The 17,183-nt window shown below is 67.6% G+C and carries 13 protein-coding genes and 1 pseudogene; 8 read left to right on the plus strand and 6 right to left on the minus strand.

Translation table 11 applies throughout. The features are described from left to right. Positions 1–41: 41 nt before the first annotated feature. Together ACFRMQ_RS11345 and ACFRMQ_RS11350 are read right to left on the minus strand one after the other, a co-directional pair. Positions 42–1,940: an ABC transporter ATP-binding protein gene (locus tag ACFRMQ_RS11345; protein WP_380729508.1), complete on the minus strand. Its 1,899-nt coding sequence runs from the start codon at positions 1,938–1,940 to the stop codon at positions 42–44. Positions 1,941–2,116: 176 nt separating this feature from the next. Beyond that, positions 2,117–3,850, minus strand: coding sequence for an ABC transporter ATP-binding protein (locus ACFRMQ_RS11350; protein WP_380729449.1), 1,734 nt, complete (start codon positions 3,848–3,850; stop codon positions 2,117–2,119). 312 nt (positions 3,851–4,162) lie between these two features. Here ACFRMQ_RS11350 and ACFRMQ_RS11355 point away from each other — a divergent pair, with 312 nt between their 5' ends. Genes ACFRMQ_RS11355 through ACFRMQ_RS11365 form a run of 3 tightly spaced genes read left to right on the plus strand, consistent with a single transcriptional unit; the run spans position 4,163 to position 7,971 of the window. Continuing rightward, a complete protein-coding gene (locus ACFRMQ_RS11355) occupies positions 4,163–6,085 on the plus strand; it encodes an AMP-dependent synthetase/ligase (protein WP_380729451.1) in 1,923 nt (640 codons plus the stop codon). 58 nt (positions 6,086–6,143) lie between these two features. Next, positions 6,144–7,373 (plus strand): radical SAM family heme chaperone HemW, encoded by a 1,230-nt coding sequence (gene hemW, locus ACFRMQ_RS11360; RefSeq protein ID WP_380729453.1) that lies wholly within the window; start codon positions 6,144–6,146, stop codon positions 7,371–7,373. 40 nt (positions 7,374–7,413) lie between these two features. Beyond that, positions 7,414–7,971, plus strand: coding sequence for a Uma2 family endonuclease (locus ACFRMQ_RS11365; protein WP_380729455.1), 558 nt, complete (start codon positions 7,414–7,416; stop codon positions 7,969–7,971). Here the strand turns inward: ACFRMQ_RS11365 and ACFRMQ_RS11370 are convergent. Next, entirely contained in the window at positions 7,962–8,795 is an 834-nt protein-coding gene (locus ACFRMQ_RS11370) for a DUF3097 domain-containing protein (protein ID WP_380729457.1), read from the minus strand. The two genes, ACFRMQ_RS11365 and ACFRMQ_RS11370, sit on opposite strands and share 10 nt — an antisense overlap. 40 nt (positions 8,796–8,835) lie before the next feature. On the opposite strand from ACFRMQ_RS11370, the gene ACFRMQ_RS11375 reads away from it, so the two are divergent. Then, positions 8,836–9,489, plus strand: a complete 654-nt coding sequence (locus ACFRMQ_RS11375; protein WP_380729459.1) for a hypothetical protein — start codon at positions 8,836–8,838, stop codon at positions 9,487–9,489. Between the two features lie 51 nt (positions 9,490–9,540). On the opposite strand, the pseudogene ACFRMQ_RS11380 reads toward ACFRMQ_RS11375, so the two are convergent. Next, positions 9,541–9,729, minus strand: a pseudogene (locus tag ACFRMQ_RS11380) (hypothetical protein); the annotation flags it as partial. Positions 9,730–9,735: 6 nt separating this feature from the next. On the opposite strand from ACFRMQ_RS11380, the gene ACFRMQ_RS11385 reads away from it, so the two are divergent. From ACFRMQ_RS11385 to ACFRMQ_RS11395, 3 genes are all read left to right on the plus strand, one after another. Next, entirely contained in the window at positions 9,736–11,313 is a 1,578-nt protein-coding gene (locus tag ACFRMQ_RS11385; protein ID WP_380729461.1) for a recombinase family protein, read from the plus strand. A 140-nt stretch (positions 11,314–11,453) separates the two neighbouring features. Continuing rightward, complete coding sequence (locus ACFRMQ_RS11390) at positions 11,454–12,386, plus strand: hypothetical protein (RefSeq protein ID WP_380729463.1); 933 nt, start codon at positions 11,454–11,456, stop codon at positions 12,384–12,386. 32 nt (positions 12,387–12,418) lie between these two features. Further along, positions 12,419–13,123: a hypothetical protein gene (locus tag ACFRMQ_RS11395; protein ID WP_380729465.1), complete on the plus strand. Its 705-nt coding sequence runs from the start codon at positions 12,419–12,421 to the stop codon at positions 13,121–13,123. 554 nt (positions 13,124–13,677) lie between these two features. Here the strand turns inward: ACFRMQ_RS11395 and ACFRMQ_RS11400 are convergent. Both ACFRMQ_RS11400 and ACFRMQ_RS11405 read right to left on the minus strand, forming a co-directional pair. Then, positions 13,678–13,881, minus strand: a complete 204-nt coding sequence (locus ACFRMQ_RS11400; RefSeq protein WP_380729467.1) for a hypothetical protein — start codon at positions 13,879–13,881, stop codon at positions 13,678–13,680. A gap of 1,459 nt (positions 13,882–15,340) precedes the next feature. Beyond that, a complete protein-coding gene (locus tag ACFRMQ_RS11405; RefSeq protein WP_380729469.1) occupies positions 15,341–15,574 on the minus strand; it encodes a hypothetical protein in 234 nt (77 codons plus the stop codon). A 1,396-nt stretch (positions 15,575–16,970) separates the two neighbouring features. Here ACFRMQ_RS11405 and ACFRMQ_RS11410 point away from each other — a divergent pair. Continuing rightward, positions 16,971–17,177: a hypothetical protein gene (locus ACFRMQ_RS11410; protein ID WP_380729471.1), complete on the plus strand. Its 207-nt coding sequence runs from the start codon at positions 16,971–16,973 to the stop codon at positions 17,175–17,177. Positions 17,178–17,183: the final 6 nt, after the last annotated feature.

Genomic DNA, 17,183 nt, shown 5'->3' on the forward strand with positions numbered 1-17,183 from the left:
CGGGAACCCCGGCCGGGCCTCTCGCGCGGACCCCGCGCGGGTCAGTCCACCTCGACCGCGGCCTCGGCGAACTGCGCCTGGTAGAGGCGGGCGTAGGCGCCGTCGGCGGCGATCAGGTCGTCGTGCGAGCCCTGTTCGACGATCGAGCCGTTCTCCATCACCAGGATCACGTCGGCGTCCCGGATGGTGGAGAGCCGGTGGGCGATCACGAAGCTGGTGCGGCCGGTGCGCAGCCGGGCCATGGCGCGCTGGATCAGCACCTCGGTGCGGGTGTCGACGGAGCTGGTCGCCTCGTCCAGGACCAGGATGGACGGCTGGGCGAGGAAGGCCCGGGCGATGGTGATCAGCTGCTTCTCGCCGGCGCTGACGCCGGCGCCCTCGTCGTCGATGACGGTGTCGTAGCCGTCCGGCAGGGTGCGCACGAAGCGGTCGACGTGGGCGGCCTTGGCGGCCTCGACGACCTGTTCGCGGGTGGCCGACTCGGCTCCGTAGGCGATGTTGTCGGCGATGCTGCCGCCGAACAGCCAGGTGTCCTGGAGCACCATGCCGATGCCGGAGCGCAGTTCCTCGCGGGACATCGCGGCGATGTCGACGCCGTCGAGGGTGATCCGTCCGGAGCTGATCTCGTAGAAGCGCATCAGCAGGTTGACCATGGTGGTCTTGCCGGCGCCGGTGGGGCCGACGATGGCGACGGTCTGGCCGGGTTCGACCTTGAGCGAGAGGTCCTCGATGAGGGGCTTGTCGGGGTCGTAGCGGAAGGACACGTCCTGGAAGGCGACCCGGCCGCGCACCACGTCGGGCCGTTCGGGCATGGCGGGTTCGGGGCTCTGCTCGGGGGCGTCGAGCAGTTCGAAGACGCGCTCGGCGGAGGCGACGCCGGACTGCAGCAGGTTGGCCATGCTGGCGACCTGGGTGAGCGGCTGGCTGAACTGCCGGGAGTACTGGATGAACGCCTGGACGTCGCCGATGGACAGCGCGCCGCTGGCGACCCGCAGGCCGCCGACGACGGCGACCAGCACGTACTGGAGGTTGCCGATCAGCATCATCGCGGGCTGGATGATGCCGGAGATGAACTGGGCCCGGTAGCTGGCCTGGTAGAGCGCGTCGTTGTGCTCGCGGAAGGTCTCGGCGGCCTCGTGTTGCCGGCCGAACGCCTTGACCAGGGTGTGGCCGGTGTACATCTCCTCGATGTGGGCGTTGAGTTGGCCGGTGGACTTCCACTGCTGGACGAACTGGGGTTGGGCCCGCTTGCCGACCTTGGTGGCGACGACGACGGAGACGGGCACCGAGACCAGTGCGATCACGGCGAGCAGCGGGGAGATCCAGAACATCATCGCGAGCACGCCGACCACGGTGAGCAGCGAGTTGACGACCTGTCCCATGGTCTGCTGCATGGACTGGCCGATGTTGTCGATGTCGTTGGTGACCCGGCTGAGCACTTCGCCGCGCGGCTGCTTGTCGAAGTAGCTGAGCGGCAGCCGGGAGAGCTTGGCCTCGACGTCCTGGCGCAGTCGGTAGCCGGCGGCCTGGACGGCCCGGGTGGCGAGCCGGCCCTGGAAGATGCCGAAGACGGCGGAGGCGAGGTAGATGCCGAGCACCCAGAGCAGGACGGTGCCGATGGCGCCGAAGTCCATGCCCTGGCCGGGGGTGAAGTCGACGGCGGAGAGCAGGTCGGCGAAGCCGCCGTCGCCGTGGGCGCGCAGGCCGTCGACGACCTGCTCCTTGGTGGCGCCGGCCGGGAAGCGGGCGCCGATGACGCCGGCGAAGATCAGGTCGGTGGCGTCGCCGAGGATCTTGGGGCCGATGACGGCGCAGCCGATGCCGAGCACGCCGAGGGCCAGGACGCCGAGCAGGGTGTTGCGTTCGGGGCGCAGCAGGCCGAGGACGCGTTTGCCGGAGCCCTTGAAGTCCATGGACTTCTCGGTGCCCTGGCCGCCCATGAAGCGGCCGGGGCCGGCCGGGCCTCGGCGGGCGGCGGCGGCCTGGGAGTCGCTGGGCGCGTCGGGCTTCTTGAGGTCGGTCCGCGCGGCGTCGGCCTTCGTCGGGTCGGCCTTCGTCGGGTCGGCCTTCGGGGCGCCGGGCGCGGGCTTTCCGGGCGCGGGCTTTCCGGGGGTGGTCACGCCGCCTCCTGCTCGGTGAGCTGGGAGAGCACGATCTCCCGGTATGTCGGGTTGTCGGCCATCAGTTCGTGGTGGGTTCCGGTGCCGACGACGGCGCCTTCGTCGAGGACGATGATCCGGTCGGCGTCGCGGATGGTGGACACGCGCTGGGCGACGATCAGGACGGTGGCGTCGGAGGTCTCGCGGGCGAGGGCCTTGCGGAGCTTGGAGTCGGTGGCGTAGTCGAGCGCGGAGAAGGAGTCGTCGAAGAGGTAGACGGAGGGGCGCCGCACCAGGGTGCGGGCGATGGCGAGGCGTTGGCGCTGGCCGCCGGAGACGTTGCCGCCGCCCTGGGCGATGGGGGCGTCGAGGCCTTCGGGCAGTTTCTCGACGAACTCCTTGGCCTGGGCGATCTCCAGGGCGTGCCAGAGTTCCTCGTCGGTGGCGTCGGGCCGGCCGTAGCGGAGGTTGCTGGCGACGGTGCCGGAGAAGAGGTAGGGCTTCTGCGGGACGATGCCGACGTTCTCGGCGATGGTGGCGGGGGCGAGTTCGCGGACGTCCACGCCGTCGATGAGGACCTGGCCGGAGGTGGCGTCGAAGAGCCGGGGGACGAGGCCGAGCAGGGTGGACTTGCCGCTGCCGGTGGAGCCGATGATGGCGGTGGTCTCGCCGGGGCGGGCGGTGAGGTCGATGCCGCGCAGCACGGAGGCCTCGGCGCCGGGGTAGCGGAAGTCGACGTCGCGCAGTTCCAGGTTGCCGCCGCGCGTCACCTCGGTGACGGGGGCGGCGGGCGGGACGACGCTGCTGTGGGTGCCGAGGACCTCGTCGACGCGTTCGGCGCAGACCTCGGCGCGCGGCACCATCATGAACATGAAGGTGGCCATCATGACGCTCATCAGGATCTGCATCAGGTAGGAGAGGAAGGCGGTGAGCGCGCCGATCTCCATGGCGCCGCTGTCGATGCGGTGGGCGCCGAACCAGAGCACGGCGACGCTGGAGACGTTCACGACCAGCATGACGGCGGGGAACATGACGGACATCAGCCGGCCGACCTGGCGGGCGACCTGGGTGAGGTCCTCGTTGGAGCCGGCGAAGCGGGCCTGTTCCTGGTCGTCCTTGACGAAGGCGCGGATGACGCGGATGCCGGTGATCTGTTCGCGCAGGACCCGGTTCACGGTGTCGATCCGCTCCTGCATGCTGCGGAACTTGGGGCGCAGGGCGCGGACCAGCAGGACGACGACGATGCCGAGGGCGGGGATGACGGCGAGCAGCAGGCCGGACAGCGGGACGTCCTGGTTGAGCGCCATGATGATGCCGCCGACGCACATGATCGGTGCGGCGACCATGAGCGTGAAGGTCATCAGGGCGAGCATCTGGACCTGCTGGACGTCGTTGGTGGTGCGGGTGATCAGGGAGGGGGCGCCGAACTGGCCGACCTCGCGGGCGGAGAAGCTCTGCACCCGGTCGAAGACGGCGGCGCGCAGGTCCCGGCCGAAGGCCATCGCGGTGCGGGAGCCGATGAAGACGGCGCCGATGGAGCAGAGGGCCTGGACGAGGGTGACGCCGATCATCACTCCGCCGACGCGCAGGATGTAGCCGGTGTCGCCCTTGACGACGCCGTCGTCGATGATGTCCGCGTTGAGCGTCGGCAGGTAGAGCGCCGCGAGGGTGGACACCAGCTGGAGCAGCACCAGCAGGGTGATCGGTCGGGAGTACGGGCGCAGGTACGCCCTCAGCAGTCTGATCAGCACTAGCACACTCTTGTCGTCGCCGGTCGGGTTCGCACCCCAATTCTGGGTGTTCTGTAGCGTCGTACAGGCCATTGGGTCGGGGCGGGAGTCAGAGGTTTGCCGGTCCTTTGCCGAACTGTCGGGCGCGGCACGGCCGGGGCGGTGGTGTGCCGGGGTCCCTCGCCCCCTTACGGAATGACCGGTTTCCCCCTAGGCTGCTGGTTGCCCCTTTGTTACTGGCCGGTACCGATCCGGTGGACCGGGGGCCCGGCGACCGCCCCCACGGCCGTCGCGACAATCCCTCAGACGGCCACCCGCCACCGGAGGTCCTCGTTGAGTTCCGCGCAGTCCCTGATCGACTCCGGCAGGTCCGACCTGGTCGCCGGGCGTCCCGCCTCCGTCGCCCACCTGTTCCTGGAGCGGGTCGCCCTGACCCCGAACACCGAGGCCTACCGCTACCCCTCGCCCGTGGACGAGCAGGCCGCGGACGGCGCGCCCGGTGCCGAGCAGTGGCGCTCGCTCACCTGGGCGCAGACCGCGACCAGGGTCAAGGCGGTGGCCGCCGGCCTGATGGTGCTCGGCATCCAGGCCGAGGACCGGGTGGCGCTGGCCTCCTCGACCCGGATCGAGTGGATCGTCGCCGACCTCGGCGCCATGTGCGCGGGCGCCGCGATCACCACCGTCTACCCGAGCACCAACGCGGACGAGACCGGGTTCATCCTCTCCGACTCCGGCTCCCGGGCGCTGTTCGCGGAGAACGCCGTCCAGCTGGCCAAGGTGGTCGGGCAGCTCGACCGCCTGCCCGAGCTGCGCACCGTGATCCTCTTCGACGCTCCCGCCGAGGCCCCGGAGACCGGCGGTCTGGAGCTGCTCACCCTCGCCGAGCTGGAGGAGCGCGGCGCCCGGCACCTGGCGGAGCACCCGGACGCGGTGGAGAAGGCCGTCGACGGGCTCGGCAAGGAGCAGCTGGCCACCCTCATCTACACCTCCGGCACCACCGGCCGCCCCAAGGGGGTGCGCCTGGTGCACGACTGCTGGGCGTACGAGGGCCGGGCGCAGGAGGCCACCGGGCTGCTCGGCCCGGACGACGTGCAGTTCATGTGGCTGCCGCTGTCGCACGTGTTCGGCAAGACGCTGATCTCGGGGCAGATCGCCACCGGGCACGTGATGGCGGTGGACGGCCGGGTGGACCGGATCATCCACAACCTGCCGGCGATCCGGCCGACCATCATGGCCTCGGCGCCGCGCATCTTCGAGAAGGTCTACAACGGCATCGCGGGCAAGGCCCGGGCCGAGGGCGGCGCCAAGTACAAGATCTTCATGTGGGCGGCCAAGGTGGCCCGCGAGCACGCCCGGGCGGTCCAGGAGAACCGGGTCGCCACCGGCGCCGGCTCCGCGCCGCTGGGCCTGCGGATGCAGCACTCGCTGGCCGACAAGCTGGTGTACGCGAAGATCCGGACGGCCTTCGGCGGCCGGCTGCGCGGCGCGGTCTCCGGCAGCGCCGCGCTCGCCCCGGAGATCGGCTTCTTCTTCATCGGCGCCGGGGTGCCGATCCTGGAGGGCTACGGCCTGAGCGAGACCAGCGCCGGCTCCTGCGTCAACCGTGCGGAGGACGTGCGGATCGGCACGGTGGGCCGCCCGCTGCCCGGCACCGAGGTGCGGATCGCCGAGGACGGCGAGATCCTGCTGCGCGGCCCGGGTGTCATGCGCGGCTACCACAACCTGCCGGAGAAGACCGACGAGGTGCTGGAGCCGGACGGCTGGTTCCACACCGAGGACATCGGCGAGCTCTCCCCGGACGGCTTCCTGCGGATCACCGACCGCAAGAAGGACCTGTTCAAGACCTCCGGCGGCAAGTACGTGGCGCCCAGCGAGGTCGAGGGCAAGTTCAAGGCGGTCTGCCCGTTCGTCAGCAACATCCTGGTGATCGGCAACGGCCGCAACTACTGCACCGCGCTGATCGGCCTGGACGAGACGGTCCTGCTGCCGTGGGCCGCCGAGCACGGCCTGGCCGGCCGGTCCTACGCCGAGCTGGCCGCCGAGCCGGCCGTGCGCGAGCTGATCGGGGGCTTCGTCGAGCGGGTCAACGCCGACCTCCAGCGCTGGCAGACGATCAAGAAGTTCCACCTGCTGCCGCGCGACCTCGACATCGAGCACGGCGAGCTCACCCCGAGCCTGAAGATCAAGCGCCCGGTGGTCGAGCGGACCTACGCGGACGCGGTGAGCGCGATGTACGCGGGCGCCAACGAGGCCTGATCCGCCCCCTCCCGTACGGCCCGCGAAGGCTTCGCGTGCCGTACGGGACAATGGGTGCATGCCCTCCGCACTTCCCGACGGCGATCCGGTGCCGTCCGACGGTTCCCTGCCCGCGCACGCCCTGGACGGGCTGGGCTCGCGGCCGTTCGGTTTCTACCTGCACGTGCCGTACTGCGCCAGCCGCTGCGGCTACTGCGACTTCAACACCTACACCGCCACCGAGCTGCGCTCCTCCGGGGCGGTCGCCTCGCAGGACACCTACGCGGACAACGTGGTCGCCGAGGTCCGCCTCGCCCGGAAGGTGCTGGGGCAGGCCGACCTGCCGGTGCGCACCGTCTTCCTCGGCGGCGGCACCCCGACCCTGCTGCCCGCCCGGGACCTGGTGAAGATGCTCGCCGCGATCCGCGAGGAGTTCGGGCTCGCCGAGGACGCCGAGGTCACCACCGAGGCCAACCCGGAGTCGGTCGACCCGGCCTACCTGGCCGAGCTGCGCGAGGGCGGCTACAACCGGATCTCCTTCGGCATGCAGAGCGCCCGCCCGCACGTCCTGGCGCTGCTCGACCGCCACCACACCCCGGGCCGCCCCGAGGCCTGCGTGGCCGAGGCCCGCGCGGCCGGCTTCGAGCACGTCAACCTCGACCTCATCTACGGCACCCCGGGCGAGTCCGACGACGACTGGCGGGCCTCCCTGGACGCCGCCATCGGCGCCGGGCCCGACCACGTCTCCGCGTACTCGCTGATCGTCGAGGAGGGCACCCGGCTGGCCGCCCGGGTCAAGCGCGGCGAACTGCCGATGATCGACGACGACGTGCACGCCGACCGCTACCTGATCGCCGAGGAGGCGCTCGCCGCCGCCGGCTACTCCTGGTACGAGGTCTCCAACTGGGCCACCACCCCCGAGGGCCGCTGCCGCCACAACGAGCTCTACTGGACCGGCGCCGACTGGTGGGGCGCGGGCCCCGGCGCCCACAGCCACGTCGGCGGCGTCCGCTGGTGGAACGCCAAGCACCCCGCGGCCTACGCCCAGGCCCTCGCCGAGCGGCGCACCCCGGCCCTGGCCCGGGAGGTGCTGGCCGACGAGGACCGCCGCGTCGAACGCGTCCTCCTCGAACTGCGCCTGGTCGAGGGCGTCGCCCTGGACCTCCTCACCGCCACCGGCCGGGAGGCCGCCGCCCGCCACCTCGCCGACGGCCTCCTCGCCCCCGCCCCCTACGAGCGGGGCCGCGCCGTCCTCACCCTCCGGGGCCGGCTGCTGGCGGACGCGGTGGTCCGTGACCTGGTGGACTGAACGCCGTTAACGTGGTGTCAGCCGTCGGAGGGAGCGCGCAATGACCGCCATCGATGATCGGATGACCGGGATCTTCGAGAACCTGGAGGTGCCGGAAGGCGTCAAAGCCGAGCTCATCAGGGGGGAAATCGTGATGATGGCCGGGCCGGACATGGTCCACAACGTCATCGTCGCCGCGATTCAGCACCAGACCCCGTACGCCCGGTGGCGGGCACTTCAGACGCAGGATCTGATCATCTCCGGCGAGGCCAGCGAACCCCAACCGGATCTGGTCGTCTTCGAGCGCGGTGTCGTCCCGGAGGCGGGCCGCCTGCTGCCCGCCTCCGCGGTGACCGTCGTGGTCGAGGTCGTTTCCAAGACCAGCGTGTACCGGGACTACAGGACCAAGCGTGAGATGTACGCCCAAGGCGGGATTCCCGCGTACCTGATCGTCGATCCGCTCAAGGGTGTGTGCGTGCTCCTCACGGATCCGACCACCGACTCGCCTTCGGGTACTCCGGCGTACTGGTCCGAACGGACCACCAAGTTCGGCGACCCGATTCAGGTCGACCCGCTCGGCATCACGCTCGACACCTCGGAGTTCCAGACCTACTCCTGACCAGGCAGGGCGGTGAAGTCGATCAACTCCTCCACGCGGCCCAGGAGTTCGGGCTCCAGGTCCTTGTAGGAGTCCACCTTCGACAGGATGTGCTTCCAGGCCGCCGGGGTGTCCACCGGCCAGCCGAGGCGGCGACAGGTGCCCTCCTTCCAGTCCTCGCCGCGGGGGACGGCGGGCCAGGCGGGGATGCCGACGCTGGCGGGCTTCACGGCCTGCCAGATGTCGATGTAGGGGTGTCCGACGACCAGCACCGCGTCGCCGGTGACCTGGGCGGCGATGCGGTGCTCCTTGGTGCCGGGGAGCAGGTGGTCGACCAGGACGCCGAGGCGACGGCCGGGGCCGGGGGCGAAGTCGGCGACGATCGCGGGCAGGTCGTCGATGCCGCGCAGGTACTCGACGACCACGCCCTCGATCCGCAGGTCGTCACCCCAGACCCGCTCGACCAGCTCCGCGTCGTGCCGGCCCTCGACGTAGATGCGCGACTCGCGGGCGACCCGGGCGCGGGCGCCGGGGACGGCGATCGAGCCGGAGGCGGTGCGTCCGGGCGCCCGGGAGGGGGCCGGGCCGGCCGGGCGGACCAGCGTGACCGCCTTGCCCTCCAGCAGGAAGCCGCGCGCGACCATCGGGAACACCCGGTGCTTGCCGAACCGGTCCTCCAGGGTGACGGTGAACCCCTCGGCGGTCTTCTCGCAGCGCACCACCGCCCCGCAGAAGCCGGTCGCCGCCTCCTCCACCACCAGGTCCCGCTCGGCGGGCACCTCCGGGGCGGGCCGCCGGCTCTTCCACGGCGGGGTCAGGTCTGGTCCGTACTGGCGGCTGCGCATACGGGCGATCATAGGCACCGGGTGCTGGCATGATCACCGCATGCGCCACTTCCGATCCCGTGCCGTCCGGGCCGGGACCTTCGTCCTCCTCCTGCTCTCCGGGGCGGCCTTCGGCTTCGTGGAGGACAGCCGGCCGCAGTACGCCGCCGTCGCCGTGATCACCCTCGGGGTCGTCTTCGTGCTCTTCGTCCTGGCGGAACTGGCGAACACCGGGGACGTCGGGAACGCCGGGACGGCCACCGCGGCCCCGGCCGCCGCCGTACCGGCCGCCGCCGCCCCGACCGGGGCCGCGACCGGCGGGGCGCCGGAGCGGGACGTACCGAAGGACCGGGCGGGCCTGGAGCGGTGCGACGTCTGCGGCCGGACGGAGCCCAGGACGGCGGCCGGGGGCGGGGGCCTGGAACTGCCCGAGGGGTGGCTGGACCTGGAGATCGACCGCCGGTCCGCCGAGGTGCTCTACCGGACGTACTGCTCCGAGGAGCACCTGCGCCTGGGCCTCGCCGACCCGCTGCCCGCCCCGGTGCCTTACCGGGGCGAGTCCGACGACCCCTGGGACGCCCCGCGAACCGCCGGGGACCGGCTCGTGGATCTGGCCTGGACGGTCGGACTGTGGTCGCTGTGCGGGTTCCTGCTGCTCGGGTCCGTCCTGGCGATCCGCTTCCTGTTCGGGCTGGCCGTCAGCGCGCTGTCGTAGCCGCGCCGTCGCAGCGGGCCGCGACGGCGGGCGGCCGGGCCGGGCGGTGCCTCACAGGCCCGGCGCGCCCCAGACCGGGAACCAGCGGCTCAGGTCCTTCTCCAGCCGCAGGTCGTTCCCCAGCATCGCGTTGACCTGGAGCTCCAGCGGGCTGTTGCGCCGCTCCCCGCCGCCCGGCATCGGGGCGAAGGGGTAGAACGTGCCCCGCTTGTACTCAAGAGGTAAACAGAGGTACCGTCCCCGCCCATGACCTCCTCTGACCTGGCACTTTCTGCTGCGATGCTCCTGGCAGCGAGCCGGCCCAAGCCGGTCCGCGTGCTCATCTCACTGCGGATCAGCGAGCTGACCGACGAGTCGACAAGCCTCGAACGCCAGCTCGTCGACGCCCGAAAGTTCATCGCTGACAGAGCACACCTGGGCTGGGTTGAGGCCGGCGTGGCGCGCGATGCCCACGTCTCGGCTTCCAAGCAGAGTCCATTTGAGCGGGCCGAGCTAGGTCATTGGCTGAAGGAGCGGGCGCCTGAGTTCGACCTGATCTTGTTCTGGAAGCTCGATCGACTTATTCGAAGCGTCATGGATATGCAAGACATGCTTCGATGGGCGGCGGACCACGGAAACAAGGACTTCGCCTCCGTCACTGAGCCGATCTTTGATATGACCGGGCCGTTCCGGCACGTCATCATCGCTCTGTTCTCCGCGCTGGCAGAGATGGAGGCAAAGAACACCTCTATCCGGGTCAAGTCGTTCCGAGACTCGGTACGCGAGCTGCCCAGGTGGGCCGGCGGCATGCCTGCGTACGGCTTTGAGGTCTACAAGGAGGATGGAGCCGCCTACCTGCGTCAGAATGCGCACCAGGTCAACGTTCTCCGGGAAGTGGTGAACCGGCTCCTCGCCGGCAAGGAGTCCCATGCAGTCATAGCCGACGACCTCAATGCGCGAGGAGAGCTGACAGCCCGAGGAACCCGCCCGTCTAAGCGCATCCAGGAATCAGGCCGCGAATACAAGTGGACGGCCTCCGGACTGCGGAAGCTGCTGAGGAACGAAGCGCTCATGGGGTGGAAGATGGAGACACGGCCAGTCCCCGAAAAGAAGTATTACGAGACGATACCCGTCATAAACAGTGACGGGCACAAGGTGAAGGTTGCCGATGCAATCTTTACCGAAGATGAGTGGGGAGCTCTACAGGACTACCTCAGCGGACGTACCTTCAAGGTGTCATCCCCTACCAACGTGACCCCATTCCCAACCGTTTGGGGCTGTGGCTACTGCAAAGGCAAAATACGTCTGCACGTGGCACGCAAGGAGAAGAAGGACGGCACGGTTGCCGAGTATCCCAAGTTCCGCTGCGTGAACCCGCGGATAGTAGATGGGCGGACAAAGTACGGCTGCGAGGAACAAACCTCTTGGGAGCCGGGCCGGCTGCTTGCGACCTTCGAGCATCACCTCATGGGGGAGTTCGGCGACCTGGAGGCAGAGGAGCGCATCTACGTCGTGGGCGAGGACAACGCTGGCCGAATGAAGGAGATTGAGGAGTTGGTGGATCACCTCATGTCCGACATGGAGCCAGGGCGGCGGTACGGGACCGCGCTCACCCGTCCAAAGGCTGAAGCCACGATCGACAAGCTCAACGCGGAGTATGCCGTCCTTAGTGAGTTGCCGACTGGCGACCGGTGGGAGTACCGGAGCCTGGGCCAGACCTGGCGGGAACTGTGGCAGGCCGCTGATGTGGAGGAACTGGAGATGCTTACACGGCGTAACGGGGTGCGCTTCTTCTGCTACCAGGACAGGTTCGAGCTGGTGGTTCCCGAGAGGATGAAGATCTAGTCCTGGACCGGAGGCCGGATGATCGTGTTACGGTTCCCCCGGTTGCAAGTAAACCCCCAGGTGCAACCATTCCCGTATCACAGTTGACCCCGGCGGCGCGCCAACGCCCCGGGGTCCGACACGAAGAGGAAACATCTCCCGTGCAGATCCAGCGTACCCGGCATGACCGGGACTTCACCGTCCTGCCAAACGCCATACTCCAGGCCTCTGGCCTGTCCCTCGCAGCTCGTGGGCTCCTGTGCCTCCTGCTGTCTCAGCCTGACCAGACCGCCGAGACGGTCGGGTCCCTCACCGAGGGCACCCACGAAGGTCAGCGACGTGTCACCGGGGCCCTGAAGGAACTCCAGGTGGCCGGATACGTCGTCTGTGCCAAAAACCAGAACGAGGCTGGCCGCTGGTTCACGCACGTGACCGTCTCGGATGTCCCGATGACCGGGCCGAAGATCGAGTCTCCGAGGTCCGGTGAGCCGCGATGCCGGACCGCCGGGTCCAACCCTTCGGGAAAGGACCTGGGAAAGAACCCCACCCCTACCCCCGTCGAAGCGGCTGAGGCCGCACCGGCGGCCGAGGTCGAGGGCGGGCAGGAAGATGATCAGGACCAGGCCACGGCTAACGCCGTGGCCGTCCTGGACCGCGTGGGCCAGGTCGAGCGCCGGCTTCGCCTGGGTGTCCCCGAGATGCTTCGCCTGGCCCCACTCGCCGTCGAGTGGCTGTCCCGTGGAGCCACCGAGGCCGAGATCCGCGACGCCCTCATTTCCGGTCTGCCTGCCAAAATCCGGTCTGCTTCCCACGTGGTCGAATGGCGACTCACGAACAAGATTCCGCCGGTTCCTGTCCCCTCGGAGCCCGTTGTCCAGCTGGTCGAGTGCGGCCAGTGCCGGGGTCCGCTGCCCCGTGGCCAGGAGGCCGGAATCTGCTCCAGCTGTGCAGGGGTGGCCAGGAGCCAGGCGCCCGCGCCTTCGGCCGCTTCCGGCGAGGCCGGCGGACTGCTCGCGGTCATCAGGGGCCGCCGTGAATCTGGCCATTTCGCCAAGGGCGCCCGTCCCTACGGCTTCCTCCCGGACGCGGCCTAATCCTGTCCCTTCTGTCCTGAGAGGGGACAACCATGTCTGCAACTGTCTCTGTTGACCTGCCCTGGTTCGCGAAGGCGACCAGGAGATTTGGCGCCCCGCTGGCGTTCGTCGCCGCGCTGGCCATGTCTGTCCCGGGCGAAATTCACCTCGCTGAGGTGGCCGGGTGGAGCCCCAACGTCGCCATGCTGATGCCGGTCTGCGTCAGCGTGTACGCGGCCAGCGCTGCCGTAATGGCTGACGTGGCCCGACGCTTCAACCTGCCGGGAAAGGCCAGTGCTCAGGTCGGTGCTGTTCTGGCGCTGATCCTGGCCATCCTGGCTCAGGACATATCCCACTTGATCCAGCTGGACTACATGTCCTCCTCGGCCGTCCTGGTCGCGGCTGTCTCGGCCATTCCGGGGCTGGTTGTGGCTCACCTGCTGCACATGGGCCGTGGCCCACGGGAAACGGCCATCGAGGTGGAAGCCCCCGATGTCCCCGAGCCCGACGAGGACCAGGGCGACGAGGACGGACAGCTGTCCCTGATCGACATGGAGACCGGGGAGGCGAGGCCGCGGCGAGGTAGGCGAGGCCGGCCGGCAGTGGCTCCGGAGGTGATCCAGGCGGCGGCCGAGAAGTTGAAGGCCGAGCAGAAGAAGGTGACCGGCGTCGCCCTGGCGGAGGAATTGGGCCTGTCCCATCGGACCGGATCGAGGTACCTGGGCAAGCTGGCCGATCTGGAAGCGGAGACTGGCTGACAGGCCGGGAACTCAAAGAGGCCCCCTCGAAAGAGGGGGCCTGGCGTGACACTCCTGTGGCCACACGCGGCAATGAGTCGTTAGTTCGTTGCCGGGGCCGAGCCTAGCCGACCAGAACCGGCCCCGGGGACAGTTCCCCGGGGCCGGCTACCTGTATCTGCGGGATAGCACCCGCAGACCGAGGTGCACACGGTCACCCTACCGCCAGCCGGGAAGGCCTGAACACGACGAAGCTCCCATTCGCGAATGGGAGCTTCGTGACCCCCGCTTACGCGGGGAGAGTGCGCAGAGGCCCCCCAAGGTGCCGACAAGAGGCGGCTGACTCCCGCTGACGCGGGAAAGATCCGCTAATCCTGCTATGCCCTTAAGTGCCGCATGGCTGACCCCCGCGTAGGCGGGGACAAGCAGCCTGGGTTCCCTCTGGTCCGACGAGGAGGACTCTGCCAGGGGCCACTGACAACGAGCAAGTCCGCTGGCCAACCTCCCTCGAACGAGTGACAGGAGGGCAGTTGAGGCCTGGGCCGGTTGCCTACGCCTCCTGATCGACGGCTGGCCTAGCCGCGCCTGAACTCGGCCTGCTCCGCGGCTTCAAGGAGTTCGATCGCCATGCGTCGAGCCACCACAGGGTGAACGTCCCGCACCAACGCACCGTACTCGCGCTCGATCTCGTCCAGGTCGGCAGTCAGTCTCACCTGCCCTGCTGACATAGCCTCGGACTTGATAGGCGGAGGAGAAATCTCAGGGAGGTCTAGGTTCATAACCCCATCCTCTACCACGATTCTGATGTCAGGGTAGAGGGCATATAGAACCCCCGGCAATAAAGATGTATGTGTCAATGACCATGGCCTCAGGACGCCGAGGCTTAAAGAGTGGTGCAGAACACAGAAAGCCCCGCCGAAAGCGGGGCTCTGCTGACCCGGCGAACGCAGGGCCTACGGCATGCTGAAGCACGACCAAGAATCATCCCCGTCTAAGCGGGGCAGTACTGCAAGCCCTCTAGGGCTGATGTCTGCCGGTCCGGTGAGGCTTACGCCTTCCGACCCGATAAAGCGCTCATTGCGAGCCCTCTAGGGCTGATAACTGCCTGACCCAAAGGCTCGCTCATTGCGAACCCTCTAGGGCGTATGACCGGTTCCTCGGGCCAGGCATCCTCACAGTTGCCCGGAGGAGTTTTGCAGTGTGCACGAGCACACCTATGTTGCGATCCACAACAGCCCCGAGAGGCTGCTGCCACCACCGTTTCGGGTTGCCCCGGTTCGGCGAGACCGACTTTGCCACGGTCCACTGACAACGGGCAAGCGTCCTGGCCAGAGCCACCCGAATGGGTGATGTGAGGGCGGGTTCACCGGGTTGTTGGAGCATGAGCCCGCCGGCAAGTGGTTCCCCGACACCTCAGGTGTCGATAGGCGTTGGGAGTACCGCAGTGTGGGCTGGTCGGGTCGGCACACAACGCCATCCCAGCTTCGTCCAGGGAAGCCTTGAACTCAGGGTTCCGTCGACCGTACCCATAGACCCGAGAGAGGGAGACACCCGCTCTCTCGGCGGCCTCTGCCATCGGAATGCCGGCCGAGACCAGCCTCAGAACCATGCTCTGAGCCCCGACCGGGAACGCCAGTTCCGCCTTCACCGCATTCCGCTGTCGAGTGTCCTTGCTATGCCAGGAGGTGCATGCCTTGCAGCGGCAGCCCAAGCGCCACAGCGTTGCCAGGTGATACTTCTCGTGATCAAAGGTGAGTGAGGGCGTCTTCCTTGCGGCTTGACGCAGCGCCTTGCCGGTCCAGATCAGCTGGTGACCGCCACGGGTGGGGCTTCTGACCGCGCTGCCAGGCAGGTAACCCGCCCGATGGAGCGTGCGGACGGAACTGTAACTCAGGCCTGTAAGTCCAGCGATGTCCTGGGCGGTGTAGCTACCGCCCGGGACCAGCTTGTTGACGATCGGAAGAAGTGGATGTTCCACGACAGTAGTCCTCCAGACGACTGACCCCCATGCTCGTGGGGCGTCCACAGTGTGTCAGAGGCCGGTGAGGTCTTCCAGCAAGCTCAAGTTCATTCATTCAGCACGGGTTTGGGGTCCGCGGAGGCCCCCGACGGGCTGTAGACGCTTCCGCCGGCCTCCCCAACCTTCACCGCGGACTCCAGGAAGCCCTGGAAGGCCTCCAGGACGGCCCGGAAGGGCCCTTTAGCCCCCCGAGCCCTCCAGGCCGGTACAACCCCGGTCTAGGTCAGCCCCAGTACCTGTGTACGCAGCTCGCTGTCCGTGCCTGCGGGGGCCTCCGGCAGCCGCTTCCACACCCTATTCAGCAGCTCTGAAGCCCGGTTGCGGTCTGGCACCTCATTGTCGTCGGAGACCTCGGCCGCAATCTCGCAGACGAAGGCCAGGGCCTCCTTCGACAGGCCCGGATACCAGGCCGTCATGGTCGGGATCATGTCCTCGGGCGTAGTCCTGCGCATGTGGCTCTCCCCTGATGCCGGCTGACGACTGCCAGTCTGATTTGAGGAGAGCCTACCGGGTCGGGCCTCCAGTTGACGGGCTGTGAATGAATGTGCTATTGGGAGAAAACTTTCATACCCGTACAGCCTGGAAGGAAGGCACCCCCGGTGGGTCCTGTGTGTATGTATGCATGTATTACCCCCGGGTACACATCACAGCGGATGATGAATGAATCAATGCTCTGACCAGGCAATTCATTTATGCGGGCACACATGTGACGACGCATCAGGGGATGGATGGCCTGGAGAGGTCTAGACCACTAGGGATCTCCTGACGAGGGGTCAGATCCATGGATGATGATGCGTCAGATGAGCGCTTGCATGCCTGATTCGATACCTAATGTCCGATTCATGTCTGACTATGTCATGTTCATGAATGTGATCATTGTGTGTAGCCCAATGAGAGAACTAGTGCACAAGAGTTGCGTATCTCGTGTATTCGATAACGAGGACATCACGGAATGATCTCTCACTGGTAACAGATTCTGGCTACTCTATGTAGTGTTTCATACACTGAAGTAAAAGCCGGCTTACGAAATGTCCGCTTTAGGGCATTGGTTCTTGCGCACCCATGACGGCGCAGGCTTGCGGCCTCCCCTATATCCACATGACGGGGCTTTCCAGCACTTTCCGTGACTGGGTGGCTACACGATCTCATTTCTGACATGAACGCTGCCGTTTGCTTGCAACTGGGGGAGTGCCTAACGTTCTCGGTGTCGGAAAGAGCGCAGCACAGAAAGCCCCTCCGGGAAGTACCGCCCACCGCAACGCGGGGGACAAGGGAAGCGGAGATAAGGCAGCTGGGCTTTCCGGCGGAGAGTGAAAGCGCCTCTCCCAAACGCACACAGCACCATCTGTAAGGCGCAAAACAATGCGACCTGACCAGACACCTGCCGCGTACGCCCTGACAGGTTCTGCGCCCCCTTTATGAGGAGGGGTGTAGGGCTACAACAGTTGGGGTGGGAAAACAGCGGGGAGGGCTGGAATGTGATCGCCGTAACTTGATAACTCAACAGTGGGTCAGGCAAATGCCTGGCACCGTCAGCCGAAACGATCCTATGTGCTGCGAAGATCCGGGAAACCGGGGAGCAAACGGGGCAGACACGCGACTGACGTAAAACTCATGACTGTGCAGCGACCACGCGATGACCAATGCACTGATCCCAGAATGAAAGGACTGGGGGAGCGAGCGGGCAGCACAGTCGAGGCGCGGCAGGGGCGCCAAAAACAGCCCTGTATGGGCCGTGCAGGGTCATACCGGCACGGCTTGCGACGTGATGCCCAACTGGGCCTCACACCCCCCTTTTTGCCCTCTTACTTGCAACTCGGTAAGTAGTCAACAAGCGAGGAGAAATCCATGAAGACCATAGCTTCTGAAATCCGCCGAGAGTGGTGGGAGTACTCCCGGGCCGAATTCTCGCAAGAGGATGCCCACAAGCACGCTAATGCTCAGGCACGCTACCGCCGGGAAATCCGCAAGTGGCAGGAACTGGGACAGCTCGACCTGTTCTCGGGTGCACCTGAGCCGACCGTTGATGACCTGATCAAGATGATGGGACTGTGAGGACTG

This window comes from Kitasatospora sp. NPDC056783 (genome assembly GCF_042789895.1).
GTDB lineage: Bacteria > Actinomycetota > Actinomycetes > Streptomycetales > Streptomycetaceae > Kitasatospora.